Raw genomic sequence first — 18,341 nt, 5'->3', positions numbered from 1 at the left:
ACGCCGTCGACACGACACACCTTAGACAGTGGTCGGCGCGAAAACCCACCAGTTCCGAAATGCCGGGCCGCACCGCTACCGGTGCGGCCCGACGGCCGTTCACCTACGGCCCTCACGGCGGCTCAGTTGATCTTCCAAGCGTCGAAAGTGCTGGGGCCGCAGGTAAGTGTGCGAGTGGTCCGAGGGTCGGAAGACCCGTAGTTCGACAGGCACTTGCCGTTGCCCAGGTTCTTGATCCGCCAGTAACCCTCGTGCGGGCTGTGGCTGATGCGCCACTTCTGCGCGGCGCTCCCGCTGCGGGGTTGGGTGGTCACCGTTTCGTTCGCATGGGCTTGCAGGTACCGGCCGGTGGCCCGGTTCCTCAGCGTGGAGTTGCTGTCGCCGTCGAGGGTGCGATCCCAGATCTGGTTGTCGCTTCCGCTGCACGGGTTCGAGTGGACGGTTCCAGCGGAATTGCTGGACAGGCACCGGTCGGTCTGCATGTTCTTGATGACCATCGGTGACCTGGTAGCCGCCTGAGCCGAACCGCTGACAGACACCGCGCCGATCAAGCCCAGCGCCGTCGCGAGCGCGACGACAAGGGCGGCTTTGAGTCTAGGCATGGTCAGTCCTCTTTCGGTAGTAGAGATGCCGAGGCGCTATCGTCTGCCGCACAGCGCATGCGAACCCGCATACGTTCCGCACATAACGAATCCATCAAATGGGGCGAAATGCACCGGATTTGTGAATACTTCTTTTCGAAAAGCGCTTTCCCACGCCGAAATCGATCTTGAGTCCAGGCATTCTGCCCTGTAATATCTCCCGAATACCGACGTTGATCACAACGGATTGACGTTGAACCGCCGCGCCTTGGTGGGAGTTTCGTAGCAATACGACAACGCTGGTCGGTGACAATATTGAAAATCAGGCACAAGATCACGTTCTTGGTGGTTGTACCGCTGTTGGCGGTCTTCGTGTTCGCCGCGTTGGCGGTCGTGACCACCGGCGGCGAAGCCGTTCGCGCCGATCAACTTCGCAAGATGGTGATCATCAACGACGAGATCGGTGACCTGGTGAGTGCCCTGCAGGCCGAACGTGGGGCCGCCGTGGAGACCCTGACCGGCGACGCCGATGACTCGACGGGCAGCTTCACGCGTCTGGTGGACAAGACTGACAGGGCGATCGACGACTTTCGCGCGGCCCGGGTGGGTGTGGCCGATCTTCCCGGTCGAGTCGGCGACATTCTCGACGAAGCCGATAAGAATCTGAACCGGCTGGAATCCACTCGCAACAAAGTTTCCAACAGGACGCAGACTTCCGCCGCCGTCGCATTCGCCTATCGCATTCCCATCGCCGATCTGATCGAGTTTCGCGAATCCGTTCCGCAAGCCGGTAGCGCTTCTTCTGAAGTGGGGGACAAGATCCGTGCCTCCACGCAACTACTTCAGTCCAGTGAGTACCAAAGCCTGGAAGACGTGGCGGTCCTGCGGGCCATTGACAATGGACCGTTGTCGGAGCTCCACTACGGTCAGATAGTCGAATCCGGGTCCGCCAGCGACGAGATGCGGCTGACGTTCAAGGACCTGGCCGACAGCGAATGGCGCGGCTGGCTGGAGAACTCCCGTGACGGGGCCAAGATGATCGCGGCCCAGGCGCTGGAGCACGAGGCCGCCGGTACCCCGCCCGGGGAAGAGCTCAACATCGACCGTTCTGCCTGGGTGAAACGGATCGACTACCTGGCCGGTAAACAGCGCGAACTACAGGGCCGTGTCGACGGCGATGTCGTGACCACGGTGTCGCAACTGCGCACCGATCAGATGTGGTGGACCGGCGCCCAGGTTCTCGGCGTGGTCGTGGCCGTGATCCTGATGGTGCTGTTGGCGTGGTGGCTGGGCGGTCCGGTGGTGCGCGGGCTGCGCAAGCTCAGCAAGGCCGCGCACTATGTGGCCAGTGAGGGGCTGCCGAAAGCGGTGGCCCACCTGGACGATCACGAGGAACTGGGTGACCGTACGCCCGAGGAGTTCGCCAAGGAGGTCGACGCACCGATCGACGTCCACGGTCGTGACGAGCTCGCCGACGTGGGGCGCGCGTTCAACGAGGTGCACGAGGTGGCCATCCGCGTCGCCGCCACCCAGGCGCTGCTGCGGCTGCACATCGGGCAGATGTTCGTCCGGCTGGCGCGGCGGGGACATTCGCTGGCGGGGCGGTTGACGAGCGTCCTGGACGACGCCGAGCGCAATGAGGACGATCCACAGCGGTTGGAACGGCTGTTCGCGCTCGACCACCTGGTGACGTTGTTCGGGCGCGCCAACGACAGCCTGCTGGTGCTGGGTGGGGCCGCCTCGTCGAAGGTGCGCCGCTCCAGCGAGTCGCTGGGGGATGTGCTGACCGCGGCGCAGGGGCAGATCGAGCAGTACACGCGCGTCAACATCGACCAGGTCGACACCGACGTCGCGATCGCGGCCGGTGCCGTGGACGATGTGGTCAAGGTGCTGGCGGAGCTGCTGGACAACGCGACCCAGTACTCGCAGCGGCCGGTCCACATGTCGGGTTGGATGCTGGCCGACCGGGTGATCATCCAGATCGTCGACGAGGGCATCGGCATGAAGGCCGAGACCATGGACAAGCTGAACGCGAAACTCGCGTCCAAGAGCACATTGGACCTCGATTCGGTCCAGGCCATGGGGCTCACCGTGGTGGGGCACCTGGCCGCGCGCTACGACCTGACGGTGACGTTGCGCCCCACGGAGGTGGGCGGCACGCTGGCCGAGGTCACGGTGCCCAGTCGGCTGCTGGAGCGTCCCTCCACGACCGGTTCCCACCCGATCGTCACCACACCGAAACAACCGTCCCTGTTCGACAAGACCAAGAAGGCGGAGAACCGGCGACGCAACGCGGAGACCTGGCGCCGACGCTTCCAGACGGGTACGCCCTCACCGACCGCCGAACAACCGGTCGTCACCACCGAAACCGGGGAATCCACCCAGCAGTCACTGGGAGCGCTGCTGCTTCCAGTGATCCACTTCGACAAGCAACCGCCGCCACCCCAACCACCGCGGCAGTCGCGACCGGACAGTGTGCCTCAGGAGCAGATCGTGGAGCAGTCGGGATGGGCCAGAGCCCAAGCCGCCGCCGAAGCCGCCGCCGCGGCCCGGGCCGACAGCGAGAATCTGCCCAGACGGGAACCGATGGCGCAGCTCGTGCCCGGGGGCATGGAGGCCCCCGACGAAGACGTCGCACAGACAGTGCGGAACCCGGATTTGGTGAGCGCCACGTACCTGGCCTTCGCCCGGGGCCGCTCCGGTGGTCGGATCGACGAAGACGCATCCGACGGTTCAAGGGGTGAACAGTGAGATCAGACGAGGTTGTCTTCCTACTCAACGACTTCACCGACAGGGTTTACGAGGTCACTCATGTTCTGGCCGTCTCGGCGGACGGCCTGTTGGTCGCCTGCAACGACGGTCTGTCGGAGGCTGAGGCCGACCGGCTGGCGGCGATCGCCTCGGGTTTGGTCAGTCTGCTGAACGGAGCCGCGCGCACGTTGAACGCGTTTCCGGTGGGCAGCAACCTCACCGAACTCAACGGCGGGTACATGTTCTCGTTGTCGGTGTCCAGCGGTGCCAGCCTGCTGGCCCTGGCCAGCTACGACTGTGACATCGGCCAGGTGGGACATGAACTGGCCACATTGATCAACAAGGTCGGCCCGGCGCTGTCGCCCGACAAGCGCGGCAGGCACGCCGCGTAGTCACCCGGACCAGGCCCGACGCAGTTGCGCGACCCGTCCGGTGATGCCGTGCGGCAGTAGGTAAACGGCCGCGACGAACAGCACCCCGAGCCACAGTTCACCGTGTCCTTCGGGCGCCAGCCAGTACCGCACCGCGATGACCACGACGACGCCGACCACCGCACCGGCCGCGGAATGGATGCCTCCGATCAACGCCGCCAGCAACGCGATGGCGGCGACCTCGAAACCGACGTCGGCGGGAAACACGAACCGCTGACCGGTGGCGAACAGCGACCCGCCGACCCCGGCGATGACGCCAGCGCCCACATAGGCCGCGAGCAGATACCCGGGCACCCGATGTCCGAGCGAACGCATCCGAAGCTCGTTGTCCCGCACGCCATGCAGCCTCGTTCCGGCCGCGCCGCGCGTCACCGCCACCGTCGCGATCAGCACCACCACACCGACGGACAGGGCATACCAGTAGATGTCGCCGTCGTCGACGAGCGGTTCGGCGCCCCACCACGGCAGCGAAGCACTGATGAGCCCGGAACCGTCGGTGCCGCCGGTGACCGAGGTCCACTGCTCCGCGACCTGGGCGGTCACCATGCCCACGGCCAAGGTCACCATGAGGAAGACCATGCCGCGGGTACGCAGCACCAGCGGCCCGGTCGCCAAGCTGAAGACCGCGCACGCGACGACGACGATCGCCCACTGCACCGGCCCGACGGCGATCCCGGCCTCGGCGAGCTGAAACGTCACGTAGGCGCCGACGGCGAACGGCGCGGTCTGCCCCAGCGTCGCCAGTCCACAGTAGCCCGCCAGCAGCGCGATGCTGACCGCGAGCAACCCCAACGCCGCCACCCGGTTCAGCTGGGACAACGCGAAGTCGTCGAAAAGCAGCGGCACCAGGTACAGCAGCGGCACCACCACCGCGAAGCCCACCCACACCAGGTATGGCCGCGACGCCACGACGGTGACGGGCCGATCCGGATGGTGCTCGTTGACTCCAAGCGCCTTGCCGCGACGCACGATCAGCACCACCGCCATCGCCGCGAACAACAGATACGAAGCCGCGGCGGGAAACAGCGCGATACCGAGGTTCTGGACCAGACCGACGAACAGCGACGCCAGCAACGCCCCGCGCAGCGATCCCGCCTGGCCGAGCACCACGATGACCAACGACAGCAACAGCACCTGATGCGCGGTGCCGGTTCCCAGTCCGAGAATCGGTCCACCCAGGACGCCACCGACACCCGCCAGAAGCCCCGCGACCACCAGGACCCCGGCCATGACCAAGCGCGGGTTGATCCCCAGGCTCGACACCATGCCCGCGTCGTCGACGGTGGCCCGCACCCGCGCGCCGATCGAGGTGCGCGACAGGACCCACCAGCCCACCACCGCCAGCAAAGCGGCCACGCCGATGAAACCCAGGCGGTACACCGGATAGGTCTTGCCCCAAACCTCCACAGTGCCGTCGAGTGCCGCGGGTATGACGGCACGCATCTCCTGGGCACCGAAGATCTCGATGAGCGCGTAGCCGCCGAGCAGGGCGAGACCGAAGGTGAGCATGGCCTGGGACAGATGTCCCCGCCCGTACAGAGGCCGTGCCGCCACCGACAGCACCCCACCGGCGGCCATACCCACGGCCGCACCGGCGAGCACGCCCAGCAGCAGCCCCGACCAGCTGCCGTCCGACAGCACCACACCGACATAACCCCCGGCCAGGAACGTCGTCCCATGGGCCAGGTTCAAGACGTTGGCGACCCCCAGCGACAGGGTCAGGCCCGCGGCGATGGTGAACAGCAGCAGCCCGTACGCGAATCCGTTGAGGGTCGGAATCAGATAGACGTGCACGGCTTCTTGCCGACGGTGTTGACGAACAAATTGGACTTGACCGTCAGCGCGGGGTCGAACACCAGCCGCCGGTAGGCGTCGAGCTCGGCGGCCGTCACACCGCTGCCGCGAATCAGCTCCTCCAACTGGAAACTGTTGGAGTGGAGGAACTTCGCGGCGTAGGAGTCACCGCTCCAGCTTTCGGCGAAGTGAGTGCTGCGCACCGATGCGAGTCCGGCGGCGGTCATGAGGTTGAAGACGTCGAACCCGAACCGCAGGTCCGCGCCGTGCAGGTTGATGAGGCCGTCGTAGGTGGCGTCGTACACCTTGACGTACAGCGAGGCGTCGGCGTCGTTGGCGGCGGAGATGACCTGCACGGGATCGCGGACGAACTCGCCGACGACCAGCCACCCGCCCGGCGCGAGCAGCTCCACCAGCGACTTCAGGATCTCGGTTCGCTCGGCGATGTGCGACAGCACCAGCCGGGCGTGAATGACGTCGAACGGCCCCGCCACCGGCAGCCCCTGGCGGAGGTCGTGACGCATGATCCGCAGGTTCGGCCGGGGAGGAATGTGAACCGGGTTGATGTCGATGGCGGTGACGGTGCCGTCGTCACCGACTCGGTCGGCCAGCCAATGCGCGATCGATCCATTGCCCGCCCCCAATTCGAGGCACGCGGATCCTGAAGGGACTTCGATGCTCTCGAATGCGGCGATGGTCGTCGGATCGAGAAATGCCTCCAAATGCGACAGCTGAATCGGCGCCTCGTTGGAGGAATTGCGGAACGCGTATTCGTTGTGATGCGGCGCGTTTTCCATTACTTGGTCACTCTCCCAACGTCGCCAGGGTCTTCAAGGCGACATTGCTGATGACTTCCCCGTCCTTGCGGACTTCGCGAAGGTAATAGCGCTGCACCGGGGCGTGGGTCTTTTCGCCCATCTGCCAAACCCCGCGCGGGCTTTCGATCTCGCCGAGACTGTCGATCTGTTTCTTGACGGCCTCGCGGGTGACTTCCTCGCCATCGGGAATCCGGCCGATGGCCATGTCGAGCACCAGCATGCTGTCCCAGGCGCCAACCGCCATGGTGGACGGAAGGTCCTCGCGGGCGTCGGACCAGGCCGAGATCAGCTTCCGGTTGGCGTTGTTGTCAAGGTCGGTGGCGTAGGGAACCGAGCTCTTGATGCCCAGCGCGGCTTTGCCCTGGGCCTGTAGAACCGAACCTTCGGTGATGAAACTGGTGAACAGCGGAATCTTCTTGACGTCGGAGGCGGCGTACTGCTTGACGAATCCCACCGCGGATTCCCCGCCGTAGAACACGAATACCGCCTCGGCCTTGGAGTTGTGGATCTCGTCGAGGTAAACGGTCCAGTCGGAGGTTTCCGGATAGGGCGTCATGGTCGGTTTTCCGCCCGGATTGGCAAGTTTGCCGCCCAGTTCCTTGTACGTCTTGGCGAAGGTCTTGGTGTACCCGTAGCCTCCCGCGTCGTCGGGCCCGATCACGTACACGGGGCCGCCGATCTCCTTGTAGACATACGGCGCCAACGCTTCCGAGGTCTGCCCGTTGATCCAGCTGGTGTGCCACAGACCGTCCAGGTTGTTCAGCTTCTCGGGATCCATCTCGGGACGGCCGCCGGAACCCAACAGCGGGATCCCGCGTTCCTGCGCCAGCTCGGCGGTGGCCAGGTAGGTGGGACTGTAGAGGATCCCGGTCAGCGCGGTGATCTCGTCGTCCTTGATGAGTTCCTGGACCTTCGGCATCGCGTCCTTGGGGGTGTCGCCCTCGTCGACGACGACCAGTTCGGCCTTGCGGCCCCCGAGCTTGTCGTTCTTCAGTTTGAGGTACAACTCGGCGGCCGTGCGCATCTCCTCCCCGACGATCTTGACCTTGCCGGTCAACGGGCCGACCCAGCCGATCTTGAGGGTGTCGGGGTTCGGGTCCGACGAGGTACACGCCGCCAGGGGAGTGGCGACCAGACCTGCCGACGTGAGGGACAGGAATCGGCGGCGAGTGAGGCGTATAGACATGGAAATGTGCACTCCTACTGATGCGGACTAGGTGCACCATACCGATTTCGGCGACGTTTTTGTCAATGGAACACTGATCATGAATAGTTAATATTGCTCCACATCAAAACAGTGTCGCCTAATGCAATTTCGGGCGATTCTCACAATTGGTGGAAACCATGACGGAAAAGCGTCAAGGGGGCGGCCGATCCTCGACCGCCCCCCGCATCGCACGGCTCTATTGGACCCCGAAGTTCTGGGTCCAGTAGCTTCGGTACTCGCTGTCCTCGTTCTCGGCGTAGCCGACGCCGATGTCCTCCAACTCGCAGTTGAGGATGTTGGCGCGGTGACCCTCGCTGTTCATCCAGCCGTCGACCACCTTCTCGGGCGTCGTGTAACCGGCGGCGACGTTCTCCGCGCGGTACTGACCCGGGTAGTCACTGTCGGAGACGCGCTGGCCGGGATCGCGTCCGTCCGAACCGGTGTGTGACATGAAGTCGTTGTCCGCCATGTCCTGGGAGTGCTCCTGCGCCGGGACCGACAGCTCGGTGTCCATTGTCAACTTGCCGCAGCCGTGGTCCTTGCGGTGCTCGTTGGTCAGGTCCACCACCTCCTTGACGAACTCGCCGTGCTCGGGCGGCAGGGGCGCCTCGGCGAAGACGGTGAAGGGGATGGCGGCCGCGATCGTGACCGTGGCGGCGGCGGTGGCGACGAGCGCCAACTTGCGTTTCTTTGGGGTCATAGACTTTCTTAACGTGAGGGGATACGGGGTAGGCTCATTTTTACCACCTCGCGCGGAACCCGTTGGCGGCAAGGCATACCAACTAAGTGTTCAGGCAAAGTTCGGCTGTGTTGCCACTGCACGGCACCAGCTGTGGCTTCATGTCGATATTTGATGAGGCATGTCCGTGAAGCGTCGCAGCCTCCTCGCCGGAGCCGCAGCCGTCCCGGTGCTGGCCACCACCAAATCCACCGCCGCGTCGACCATCGCGGCACCCCCGGACGTCGCCTATGTGGAACCCACCAACGTCCGGCCCGCCCGCGAAAGCCTGAAACGGTTGCTGCCCAAGCACCACACCCAGTTCGCGCTGTCGCTAACCGGGGAGGTCGACCGGTTCACCGTCTCCGGACGGGAAGCGGCGATCGAGGTGACCGGCTCCACCCCGGCGGTGGTGCTCACCGGCGTGAACTGGTACCTGAAACACGTCGCCGGGGTCGACGTGTCCTGGCCCGGCAGCAGCCTGTCGGCACTCGCGAAGCGACTACCCGCGCCCCGCCAACGCATCGAGCACACCGCCGTGGTGCGACACCGGTTCGCGTTCAACGACACTCACGAGGGTTACACCGGCCCCTACCGGGACTGGACGGCCTGGGAGCGCGAGCTGGACCTGCTGGCGCTGCACGGATACAACGAGGTGCTGCTGACCACCGGCACCGACGCGGTCTACCGCGAGGTCTTCACCGAGTTCGGCTACTCGGCGGCCGAACTGCGCGAGTGGATCCCGCTGCCCGGGCACCAGCCGTGGATGCTGATGCAGAACCTCTCGGCCTTCCCCGGTCCCATCTCCCAGCACCTCCTGGACTCTCGCGCCGAGTTGGCCCGCCGGATCAGGACCCGCATGGCCGAACTGGGCATCCGTCCGGTGCTGCCGGGCTACTTCGGCACCATCCCCGGCGGCTTCGCCAAGCGCAACCAGCAGGCCAGGACGGTGCCGCAGGGCGTGTGGTACGGGTTCTCCCGACCCGACTGGCTCGACCCGACCGGAAACGAGTTCGCGAAGGTGGCCGCCAGCTTCTACCGCCACCAGGCCCAGCTGCTCGGCGAAGCCGACATGTACAAAATGGATCTGATGCACGAGGGTGGCGACCCGGGAGGCATCCCGATACCCGACGCGGCCAAGGGCGTCGCGCTCGCACTGCAACGCGCCCGCCCCGGCGCGACCTGGGTGATGCTGGGCTGGCGAAAGAACCCGCGTACCGACATACTCACCGACATCGACACCTCGCGAGTGCTCATAGTAGATGGAATCTCGGACCGCTTCGACGACCTCGACCGCGAGCACACCTGGCCGGGTACGCCCTACGCCTTCGGGACGATCCCGAACTTCGGCGGTCACACCACCATCGGCGCCAACGCCAAGGTGTGGGCGAAACGGTTCGGCCAATGGCGAACCGCGCCGGACAGCGCGGTGTCGGGGATCGCGTGGATGCCCGAAGGCGCTGGCCGGGACCCGGCGGCCTTCGAACTGTTCGCCGAACTCGCCTGGCGCGACTCCATCGACCTCGGTGAATGGTTCGCCGACTACGCGGACCGCCGATACGGCGGCGCCGACGACAACGCCCGCACGGCCTGGGACGCGTTGCGGCGCAGCGCGTACGCGATGCCGTCCGGCCGCTGGGCCGAGGCGGCGGACGGACTGTTCGGCGCCCGGCCCGGTCTGGACGTCACGCACGCCGACTACTTCTCACCGGAGTTCCTGCGCTACGACGCGGCGGTGTTCGCCCAGGCGTTGCCCGCCCTGCTGGACGTGGACAAGTCGCTCCACAATGACGCCTACCGCTTCGACCTGGTGGACGTGGCGCGCCAAAGCCTCGTCAACGCGGGGCGAGAACTGCTGCCACGCGTCAAAAGCGCGTTCGTCAACCAGAACAAGAAGCAGTTCGACAAGCACACCCGAACCTGGCTCGACTGGATGAGGCTACTGGACCGGCTACTGGAAACCGATCGCCGATTCCTGTTGGGACCATGGCTGGAAGCGGCCCGCCGCAGTGCCCGAACCGCCGACGAGGCCAAGGATCTGGAGTACGACGCGCGCACGATCGTCTCGGTGTGGGGCCACCGATCCGGCAGCGACGAGGGCCGACTGCACGACTACGCCAACCGCGAACTGGCGGGCCTGGTGTCGGACCTGTACGCGATGCGGTGGCGCCGATACTTCGACTCACTCGCGGAGTCACTGGACAGCGGCCAGGCGCCGCAACACATCGACTGGTTCGCCCTCGAACACGAGTGGGCCTCCAAGACCGACGATCACGCGACCGAACCGAAGGGCGACCCACACGCGGTCGCGACCGAGGTCCGCGACGCGCTCGCGGACTTCCGCGGCGACTAGGTCCTGGCCGGTCACCGGGACCGGGCTCGGTGCAACAACGTGGGGTCGTGCGCGTTGACGAGAACGAGGCCCGGCTCCGAGTCGTTCCACAGCTCGGTCAGCCGTGCGAGATTCGCCCCGAGCCGGTCCCGGTCGAAGGCGACGGCGCGCTCCAGGACCCGCAGTGAAACCGGCGGTCGCTTCGCGCTACCCAACTGCGAGCGGTGATAGAAGGAATCGCCGACGTGCAGGACCCAGTGGTCTCCCGCGTCGACGGCGACAGCGGCGTGGCCACGGGTGTGCCCCGGCAGGCTGATCAGCACGATGCCCGGGGCGATCTCGGTCAGTTCCTTGACTCCGGTGAACCCGCGCCAGGACTCTTTCTCACCCGGGGTGTGCGGGACGAGCTCGGGACCGTGATCGCGCTGAGCGCTTCGGTAGCGCCGCTTCTCCAGCAGGGTAACGGGACGCAGAGCACCGGCCGCTTCATCGGCGGTGACATGGACTCGGGCCCATGGAAAGTCGGACAGGCCACCGACATGATCGGCATCGAAGTGGGTCACCACGATGTCGCGGACATCGCTGGGGCGGTGGCCAAGCCGCTCGACCTGCCGGATCGCGGTCTCGGCTTCGTCGAAGGCAGGCCGGATGAAGTGCCTGATCGGGCCGCAGCGTTTGGCGGGGCTGGCGATGTCGAGGGTGCCGAATCCACAGTCGACGAGTGCGAGGCCCGTGTCCGTCTCGAGGAGAAGAACGTGGCAAACCAGTCCATCGGGGACGCCGAAAGGGCTCATGGTGCCGCAGTTGAGATGGTGAACGCGAATGGCCAAACCGTAGTCACCGCCCTTCCGCGTCGGTGGACAGGTCGGCCAGTTTGGCGGCGACGGCGTCGGCTGCTTCGCCCCGGTGCTGCGAGGTGTAGAGGTCGAGGGCCCGACGCCACGCGTCGCGGGCCTCATGACCGCTGCCACCAGCGCGATGGATGTCGCCGAGGCGTTCGTACATCTTCGGACGAGAGCCCTCGCCCCATCCTTCTTTGAGCGCCGCCAACGCCTTGTTCTGGTAGTCCACCGCTTCGGTGTATCGGCCGACATGCTGGGCGATGTAGCCGAGGCTGTCGAGGACATCGCATATGGTGGGGGCTTCGGCGTCGACGTCCCGAAGTATTCGCAACGCCTCTTCACAGTGGACTCGAGCCGCGTCGTAATCGCCGAGGAGCGCGTTGTACCAGCCGACGGCGTTGAGGGCACTCGCGAACTCGATCGGAGGTACTTCGTCCTTGGGTAGCCGCGCGGCCCGCTGGACGACAGACAGCGCTTGGCGCACGTTGCCCAACCGCGTATGGCATCGGGCGATGTGGATCCGGATAATACACTGATGTGGACGGTCGCCGATCGTCTCGAAACCTCGCAGTGCGACGCTCATGTGCCGAATGCCATCCTTCACTCGGCCCACGCGGTTGAACGCACGTCCAAGGAAAGCCGCGACGATCGCGTCCACGCGGGGTTCACCGAGTCGCTCGGCGGCCGCGGTGGCGTTCTGCCAGACGAGCAGCGCGTCATCAGCGTAGTTGAGGTTCCAAAGAACCATGGTGGAACACCACGCCAACCGCCACACCTTGTCATACCAGCCCTGTTCAAGTGCGATGCCCTGCACGGACAGGATGTTGGCGCGCTCAAGGCTCAGCCACCGTCGGGCCCGCTGCGGGTCATCCAATGGAGCCGGAAGACAGCCCTCGACCAGTTCGCCGGGGTCATGGTCGTCCCGGTACCTGTCTGGCAGACACAGTTCGTCCATTCTGGTGGCGGTGTGCAGATAGTGGACGACGAGTCGGCGCAGCGCGGCGGGATCGGCGTTGGAGCGTTCCGCCGCGTACAACCGGGTGAGGTCGTGCATGCGGTAGCGGCCGGGTGTGTGCTGCTCTATCAGGTTGGCGGTCTCCAAACCCCGCAACAGCATCCGGGTACGACCGATCGGCAGGCCTGCGAGGCTGGCCGCGGCGTGCAGCCCGATATCGCGCCCGTCGACCGACCCGAGCCATGCGAACAGCTGGGCTTCGTCCGATGCGAGGGTCCGGTAGGACCCGTCGAAGACCGCTCGCAGGCCGACGACCAGTTCACCGCTGTCCATCATGTCCAGCCGGTCGGCGCGCTCCCGCAGCTCCTCGGCCAGGGCCGTCAGTGGGAAATCGTCATGGGCGGCCGCCCGGGCGCCGATGATGCCCAGGGCCAGCGGCAGCCCTTCGCAACGCTCGATGAGTTCGGTGACGGCGGCGGGCTGTTCGGCGAGCCGCTGTTCGCCGAGATGACGTGCCAGGGCCTGCCACGACTGGCCGTCATCCAATGTGCCCAGTCGCAGTGATCGTGCGCCGTGGGCGGCGCCGAGGCCGGGAAGATCGCGACGGCTGGTTATCAGCGTGGTGCAGCAGCCGCCGCCCGGCAGCAACGGCAGCACCTGCTCGCCGTCGCGGGCGTTGTCAAGCAGCACCAGCATTCGCTTGCCCGCCACCAGACTGCGATACTTCCCGGCGCGTGCCTCGGTGTCGGCGGGAATCGCAGTCGCGGGCACCCCCAGGGCTTCGAGTGCCTGATTCAGCGCCGCGGCAGCGGGCACCGGTTCCTCGGTGGGGTGGAAACCGTGGAGGTTCACGTACAGCTGCCCGTCCGGGAAGTGGTCCAGGCGCTGGTTCGCCCAGTGCAGCGCCAGCCAGGTCTTGCCGATACCGCCCGGCCCCGAGATCACCCAAACCGGTGCGGCGTCAGCGTCGTGGCCGTCGTCGAGTCGGCCGATCTCCTTGTCTCGCCCGGTGAACAGCCGTGGCGCGCCGGGCAGCTGGCGGGGCACCGGCCCCGTGACGGTCATCGGCTTCGGAGTGGACGCGTCACCGACGAGGATCCGGCGATGCACTTCGCGCAGTTCAGGTCCGGGATCGTTGCCCAGCTGCTCGACCAGCCGGTCACGCAGCCGGGCATAGTGTTCCAGTGCTTCGGTCTGCCGTCCGGCTTGGAACAGGGCGAGCATGAGCTGACCGGTCAGCCGCTCATCGAAGGGGTGGCCACGCACGGAGTCGGGCAGCACGGTGACCAGTTCGTCGTGCCGTCCCAACCGAAGCAGCACGTCGTTGTGGTCGAGCCCGGCCCGATGGAACTCGGCCGCCAGGCTGGCGCGGACGCCGTCGAACCAGGCCGTGCCGCACCCCGCGAACGCCTCGCCGCGCCACAAGCCGAGCGCCTCACCGTACAAGCGATCGGCCACATCGTCGTCCACAGTAGCTCTGGCTTTTGCGATCAGGTTCCGCGACCGGTGCAGGTCCACCGTCTCCGGCTCGGTGGCCAGGACGTATCCGCCGAACCTGCGCTCGATGTTCGTCCCCTCGACGCCTTCGAACAGCTTCCGCAACCGGGATATGTAGCTCTGCACGGAATTGACCGCCGACTCCGGCACGGGGCCGTCCCAGATGCGTGCCATGAGTGTCTCCGGGCGGACCACCCGCCCCACCTCGACGGCCAGGGCCGCCAGCACCATCCGCTGTCGCGGATACCCGGCCGCGACCGAAACCCCGTCGCGCAGCATTTCGACGCCGTCGAGCAACCGAATATCTACTGTAGGCAAACGTCTTCCTCGATCCATGCCGGGCGAACCTCAAGTTTTCCACAAGTCCTCGTCAAGAACCGCCCGAAACAATACGAACGATGCGGGTTCCGGAGGGGAGAACCCGGGGTGATCAGCCGAGGAGATTTCGATGCGAACCCGCCTACGCCATGGACTCATGATTGGACTGACCCTGGTCCTCGCCGGTTGCGGCACCGGCTTCGGTCCGATCGACTTCCCCAAGGGGCAGTCGACCGATCTGGTGGACGGAGCACTCTCCGAGCTGGAGAAACATCCGTTTCTCAGCTTCACCGGCGAGGTCGACGACTTCGTCGACGGACACGACGCGACGGTCACCATTGGTATCTCCGACGCCGGACTGATGTACGGCACCGCCAAGGTCGGCGACGCGAAACTGAAACTGTTGTCCGTGGACGGCAAGTACTTCGTCAACGCGGACACCGCATTCTGGAAGGGCTACGACCACGATGAGAAGCAGGCCAAGGTGCTCGGTGGCGATTGGTCGCCGGTCGATCCGAAGGAGTTCTTCGATCCTGGCTCGGTGCTTGCTACCAAGATGTACGTGGCGGCGCTGAAGTCGACGCTGCGCGAGGTCAAGGCCGCCGACTCCTGGCGGCAGGAACCCACCGAGAAACACGGCGACCGGTGCTATCCCCTTGAGGTACGTGACGGCACGATGTGCGTGACCGTCGACAAACCCCACCGGATCATCCACCTCGACGACGTTCCCGTCACCTACAAAGCCGGAAAGAGCGAACACACCGCGGCTCTCGACCTCGAACTCGGCGCACTCGACACGAAGGCGGTGAAATCCTGGGCGAAGGACCTGCGCGCGGCGGTCAAGGATCTCTCTCCGGTCTACGCGTACGGCGGCGTGTCGATGGCGATGTCCAGCGATGGTTTCTTCTGCTCGGGCACCACGTGCACCTTCACCGCCTTGATGGGGGCGGAGGACCTACCGAAGTTCCAGACTGTCGCGAACAAGGTCAAGGTCGGTTTCAAGGGAGTAGCGACAACCGACTCGGGGCAGTCCCAATCCTGCACCGCCACCGTCACCGTCAAGGTCGGCACCTCAGAGCTGGCCGACTGCAGCGTCACGTTCAGTCTGCGGCCGGGTGAGTCGCAAAGCGTGTCGGCGGAGTACCAGAGCACCGGCTTGATGACCTTTAAACCCGACACCAGGGACCTGGGGAAACAGGTGAAGAAGGACGTCAAGAAAATCCTCGACAAACTGTGAGGCTTTTTCGAGTTCGCGTCCACCGAGAGCGCCCACCAGCTATTCCGCTCAGTGGCGGGGCTGGTGGGCGTGGACGTGGTCGATGTAGATCACCGCGTCGAGTGCCTCGGCCAGTCGGTAGCGGGGTGGGTTGGCGACGTTTTGCATGGGACGCAACGGGTGCGGTGTCGACAGCCAACTGACGGGCGGCGGTGGTGAGGTTCGGCCGCGAAGGTCGACCAGCAACGCGGCGGCACCGGTGGCGGCCAGAGCCGTGTCGAGGCTGTCGGCGGCGGCTTCGGGGATGTCCACCGTTCCGGTGACCAGGTTGGGCGGGTCGAATCGACCGGAACCGAAGCATGTGGACAGCACGACGAGGTCGTCGCCATACGTCTCGGACAGGAGTGCGCCGACCGACGGGATGGGTGTGTCGTGAGTGGTGTACGTCCACGGGCCTCGGGTCAGGTGTACGCCGGTGGCCAGTATCACCGCTTTGCCGTCGTCGCCCAGCTGGTCCACACACCACTGGACGTTGTGGACTATGGCTCGCACGTGTTCGGCCAGACCGTCGGCGAAGGATTGTTGGAGCGTCTCGTACATGTCCTGCGCCTGGCGGATCACCGTGGCGCGGTGCAGGGCCCACGCGAAGTCCTCGGCGTCGGTGCGGTCGAGGTATTCGGTGCGATTGTCGGTGAGTCGCTCGATGATGTGGTCGAGGGCGGCACGGAACCGGTCCCGGGTCGGGATGTCGAGGGTGCCGAAGTAGCTGAAGTTGGCTTTGCGGCGCTCGGTCGGCGAGGCGGCGTCGGTGGCGAAGCCGGAGAACACCTGCCGGACCACATCCAGGTGTGGCGGGGTGTCATCGGGGTCGACGCGCCGCAGGTACTCCAGCACGGCTTCGAATCCCGTGCCGGGCGCGGTGACGTCCTCCATGATGAGGAAGTAGTTGTCCAGACCGAAGATCCGCACCCGGTGGTGCGGGGGCAGTGCGGCGTTGTGCTCGCGCAGCCAGTCCATGAAGGACACGGTTTCCGCATTCTCCCACAGGCTCGACACCGCCACATCGGACAGATCGTCGCGACGACCCTGGACGTAGTCGTCGAGGTGCCGGGCCGTGGCCAGGCTGCCTTCCAGCAGCACCGCGGTGAAACCCTTGTGCTCGATCAGGTACTGGGTCATGCGGAAGTGCAGCGCCAGGAACTCGTGCACCGGATGCCAGGTCTCACCGAGCCCCACCAGACGGGCGTCGCCGACCACTCCCGACAGCGGGGCGAGATCGGCGACGTCCGGGTCCCCATCGGCCCCGGTCAGCGGGTGTCCATGGGTGCGTGCCCACTGGATGAATTCCTGCCGTTGTGGATCTTGGTCAGGTTGTGTCACCCTGCATTTGTACCCGAATCGAGCAGTCGGGCCAGTTCGATCGGTTTGGTGAACATGGGCCAGTGTCCGGATTCGATGTCCACGACGTCCAGGTGCTTGGCCTTGGCCAGTTCGGGCACGTCTCCGGCGGCGATCCACTCCTGAAGATCGGCGGGGGTGAACTCGGGGCACACCGCCAGCACCGGGATGTCGTAGCGTCGCTCGTCGGACAGCCGCACGACGCCCTTGGTCACGGCCTCCGGAACGGCGACCGCCCTGGCGGCCAGGCCTCGCTTGGCCTCGTCGTCCAGGTCGGCCGAGTCGGGGCCCGCGAACGGCTCCCAACCGGGGAACGCGACGAACCCGTCGACCGGCTCGAAGAAACCGAAATAGGTTTCTCCGTCGGCGGACGGGAAACCGCCGATGAGAGCGACCTTGGCGATCTTGTCGGGGCGCGCGTCGGCGGCCACCCAGGCCAGGGCGCAGGCGGCGGAATGCCCCACCACCATGGGCTTGCCGGGCACTGAGTCCACCGCCGCCAGTACCGCCGCCACCTGGTCGTCGAAGGTGGCGGCGGTGTTTCCGTCGCCCTGTCCCGGCAACGTGACCGGCAGCGGACGGTGACCGAGCTTCGTCAGCTCGACGGCGACGTCATCCCACGCGGAACCGTCGAACCACATTCCGGCTATGAGCACAATGTCCATGTCTACTTCTCCTTGTCCAATATGGTCAGACCTCGTTCGGCGTACTGCCGGTGTTCCCATTCCTCCATGACGACGATGTGGAGGCATTCCTTGAGCGGGAACCCCTCCAGACGGGGCCATCCGGGTTCGAGCCGGGTCACCTCGGAGGCGAGTTGCTCGTCGGTGAGGTTTTCCATGACGCGGCGCACCATCGCCTGGCGTTCGCGTCGGACCGCGAGCGCTTCGTCGAGTGTGGGCCTCGCCTGGCGGTCCCAGGGGATGCCGTCCCAGCCGGGCGCCTCGTCCCACGGAAGGTCCAGCGGGTGCCACGGCGCGGCGTCGCCGAGGATCATCCGCCCCACCCAGGCGGCACTGGCGAAGCTGAGGTGCCGCAGGGTCTGTATGAAGGACCACTCGTCGTCGACACTGCGATGGAGGTCGGCTTCGGGGAACGTTCTCGCGCGCGTGAGGGTCTCCTCCCACAGGCGTTCCAGGATCGTCCACGCCTCGCGGAAGCCGTCGCTGTCGTCGGGGCGCAGCTTCGCGCGCTCGGGGTAGCGCCGGTTCAGTTCGGCCTCCACGAGCGGGGCGATGTCGACGCCGTTGACGATGACGTTTCGCAGGTCGCCGCTGATGTCGACGTCCTCCAGTTCGACGCCGCGCATGCGGCTTCGGCTGAGCATGGCGCCGCGGATCTGGACCCCGGTGAGGTCGACCGCGCGCAGCCGCGCGTCGTTGAGGTGCACCCGGGTGAAGCTGGCGTCGCGCAGGTTCACGCGTTCGAAGCTCGCCCCGGTGAGGTCTTGGTCGTGGAACTCGGTCATGCCGATCAAGCTAGA

General features: G+C 65.9%; 14 protein-coding genes. 4 read left to right on the top strand and 10 right to left on the bottom strand.

The window, feature by feature from the left end:
- Window positions 1-122: 122 nt before the first annotated feature.
- A complete protein-coding gene (locus SNAS_RS18205) occupies window positions 123-602 on the bottom strand; it encodes an RICIN domain-containing protein (RefSeq protein ID WP_013018921.1) in 480 nt (159 codons plus the stop codon).
- A 417-nt stretch (window positions 603-1,019) separates the two neighbouring features.
- Between SNAS_RS18205 and SNAS_RS18200 the strand changes: the two genes are divergently transcribed.
- Together SNAS_RS18200 and SNAS_RS18195 are read left to right on the top strand one after the other, a co-directional pair.
- On the top strand, window positions 1,020-3,332 hold the full coding sequence (locus SNAS_RS18200; protein ID WP_244409166.1) for a sensor histidine kinase: 2,313 nt from the start codon (window positions 1,020-1,022) through the stop codon (window positions 3,330-3,332).
- Window positions 3,329-3,724 (top strand): roadblock/LC7 domain-containing protein, encoded by a 396-nt coding sequence (locus SNAS_RS18195; RefSeq protein WP_013018919.1) that lies wholly within the window; start codon window positions 3,329-3,331, stop codon window positions 3,722-3,724. The genes SNAS_RS18200 and SNAS_RS18195 overlap by 4 nt, the downstream gene beginning before the upstream one ends.
- Here the strand turns inward: SNAS_RS18195 and SNAS_RS18190 are convergent, their stop codons facing one another.
- The 4 genes from SNAS_RS18190 to SNAS_RS18175 form a co-directional block, all read right to left on the bottom strand.
- Complete coding sequence (locus SNAS_RS18190; protein WP_013018918.1) at window positions 3,725-5,557, bottom strand: ABC transporter permease; 1,833 nt, start codon at window positions 5,555-5,557, stop codon at window positions 3,725-3,727.
- The gene (locus SNAS_RS18185; protein WP_013018917.1) at window positions 5,542-6,354 is read right to left on the bottom strand and encodes a class I SAM-dependent methyltransferase; all 813 of its coding nucleotides are present in this window, start codon (window positions 6,352-6,354) and stop codon (window positions 5,542-5,544) included. The genes SNAS_RS18190 and SNAS_RS18185 overlap by 16 nt, the downstream gene beginning before the upstream one ends.
- Window positions 6,355-6,361: 7 nt before the next feature.
- Window positions 6,362-7,561 carry an ABC transporter substrate-binding protein gene (locus tag SNAS_RS18180; protein WP_013018916.1) on the bottom strand — a complete coding sequence of 400 codons (1,200 nt, stop codon included), beginning with the start codon at window positions 7,559-7,561 and terminating at the stop codon, window positions 6,362-6,364.
- Between the two features lie 217 nt (window positions 7,562-7,778).
- On the bottom strand, window positions 7,779-8,282 hold the full coding sequence (locus tag SNAS_RS18175; RefSeq protein WP_013018915.1) for a CAP domain-containing protein: 504 nt from the start codon (window positions 8,280-8,282) through the stop codon (window positions 7,779-7,781).
- A 160-nt stretch (window positions 8,283-8,442) separates the two neighbouring features.
- Between SNAS_RS18175 and SNAS_RS18170 the strand changes: the two genes are divergently transcribed.
- Window positions 8,443-10,653 (top strand): alpha-N-acetylglucosaminidase, encoded by a 2,211-nt coding sequence (locus SNAS_RS18170; RefSeq protein ID WP_041625031.1) that lies wholly within the window; start codon window positions 8,443-8,445, stop codon window positions 10,651-10,653.
- An 11-nt stretch (window positions 10,654-10,664) separates the two neighbouring features.
- Here the strand turns inward: SNAS_RS18170 and SNAS_RS18165 are convergent, their stop codons facing one another.
- Window positions 10,665-11,426, bottom strand: a complete 762-nt coding sequence (locus tag SNAS_RS18165; RefSeq protein WP_013018913.1) for an MBL fold metallo-hydrolase — start codon at window positions 11,424-11,426, stop codon at window positions 10,665-10,667.
- 43 nt (window positions 11,427-11,469) lie between these two features.
- A complete protein-coding gene (locus SNAS_RS18160) occupies window positions 11,470-14,244 on the bottom strand; it encodes an AfsR/SARP family transcriptional regulator (RefSeq protein ID WP_169313897.1) in 2,775 nt (924 codons plus the stop codon).
- Between the two features lie 130 nt (window positions 14,245-14,374).
- Here SNAS_RS18160 and SNAS_RS18155 point away from each other — a divergent pair, with 130 nt between their 5' ends.
- On the top strand, window positions 14,375-15,481 hold the full coding sequence (locus SNAS_RS18155) for a hypothetical protein (protein WP_013018911.1): 1,107 nt from the start codon (window positions 14,375-14,377) through the stop codon (window positions 15,479-15,481).
- Between the two features lie 48 nt (window positions 15,482-15,529).
- Here SNAS_RS18155 and SNAS_RS18150 read toward each other — a convergent pair whose 3' ends face one another.
- Genes SNAS_RS18150 through SNAS_RS18140 form a run of 3 tightly spaced genes read right to left on the bottom strand, consistent with a single transcriptional unit; the run spans window position 15,530 to window position 18,326 of the window.
- Window positions 15,530-16,840, bottom strand: a complete 1,311-nt coding sequence (locus tag SNAS_RS18150; protein WP_013018910.1) for an erythromycin esterase family protein — start codon at window positions 16,838-16,840, stop codon at window positions 15,530-15,532.
- Window positions 16,837-17,523: an alpha/beta fold hydrolase gene (locus SNAS_RS18145; protein ID WP_013018909.1), complete on the bottom strand. Its 687-nt coding sequence runs from the start codon at window positions 17,521-17,523 to the stop codon at window positions 16,837-16,839. Before SNAS_RS18145 ends, SNAS_RS18150 begins: the two co-directional genes overlap by 4 nt.
- A gap of 2 nt (window positions 17,524-17,525) precedes the next feature.
- Window positions 17,526-18,326: a DinB family protein gene (locus SNAS_RS18140; protein ID WP_013018908.1), complete on the bottom strand. Its 801-nt coding sequence runs from the start codon at window positions 18,324-18,326 to the stop codon at window positions 17,526-17,528.
- Between the last annotated feature and the right edge of the window lie 15 nt (window positions 18,327-18,341).

Source organism: Stackebrandtia nassauensis DSM 44728 (assembly GCF_000024545.1).
Taxonomy (GTDB): domain Bacteria; phylum Actinomycetota; class Actinomycetes; order Mycobacteriales; family Micromonosporaceae; genus Stackebrandtia; species Stackebrandtia nassauensis.
The sequence above is the reverse complement of the archived record's forward strand: the minus strand, read 5'-3'. Positions and strand labels throughout refer to the sequence as shown.

Bases quoted from the DNA above. Each gene is read 5' to 3' on its own strand.
- SNAS_RS18145 (WP_013018909.1), bottom strand. From the start codon at position 17,523: ATGGACATTGTGCTCATAGCCGGAATGTGGTTCGACGGTTCCGCGTGG.
- SNAS_RS18205 (WP_013018921.1), bottom strand. From the start codon at position 602: ATGCCTAGACTCAAAGCCGCCCTTGTCGTCGCGCTCGCGACGGCGCTG.
- SNAS_RS18175 (WP_013018915.1), bottom strand. From the start codon at position 8,282: ATGACCCCAAAGAAACGCAAGTTGGCGCTCGTCGCCACCGCCGCCGCC.
- SNAS_RS18180 (WP_013018916.1), bottom strand. From the start codon at position 7,561: ATGTCTATACGCCTCACTCGCCGCCGATTCCTGTCCCTCACGTCGGCA.
- SNAS_RS18140 (WP_013018908.1), bottom strand. From the start codon at position 18,326: ATGACCGAGTTCCACGACCAAGACCTCACCGGGGCGAGCTTCGAACGC.
- SNAS_RS18185 (WP_013018917.1), bottom strand. From the start codon at position 6,354: ATGGAAAACGCGCCGCATCACAACGAATACGCGTTCCGCAATTCCTCC.
- SNAS_RS18200 (WP_244409166.1), top strand. From the start codon at position 1,020: ATGGTGATCATCAACGACGAGATCGGTGACCTGGTGAGTGCCCTGCAG.
- SNAS_RS18155 (WP_013018911.1), top strand. From the start codon at position 14,375: ATGCGAACCCGCCTACGCCATGGACTCATGATTGGACTGACCCTGGTC.
- SNAS_RS18170 (WP_041625031.1), top strand. From the start codon at position 8,443: ATGTCCGTGAAGCGTCGCAGCCTCCTCGCCGGAGCCGCAGCCGTCCCG.
- SNAS_RS18165 (WP_013018913.1), bottom strand. From the start codon at position 11,426: ATGAGCCCTTTCGGCGTCCCCGATGGACTGGTTTGCCACGTTCTTCTC.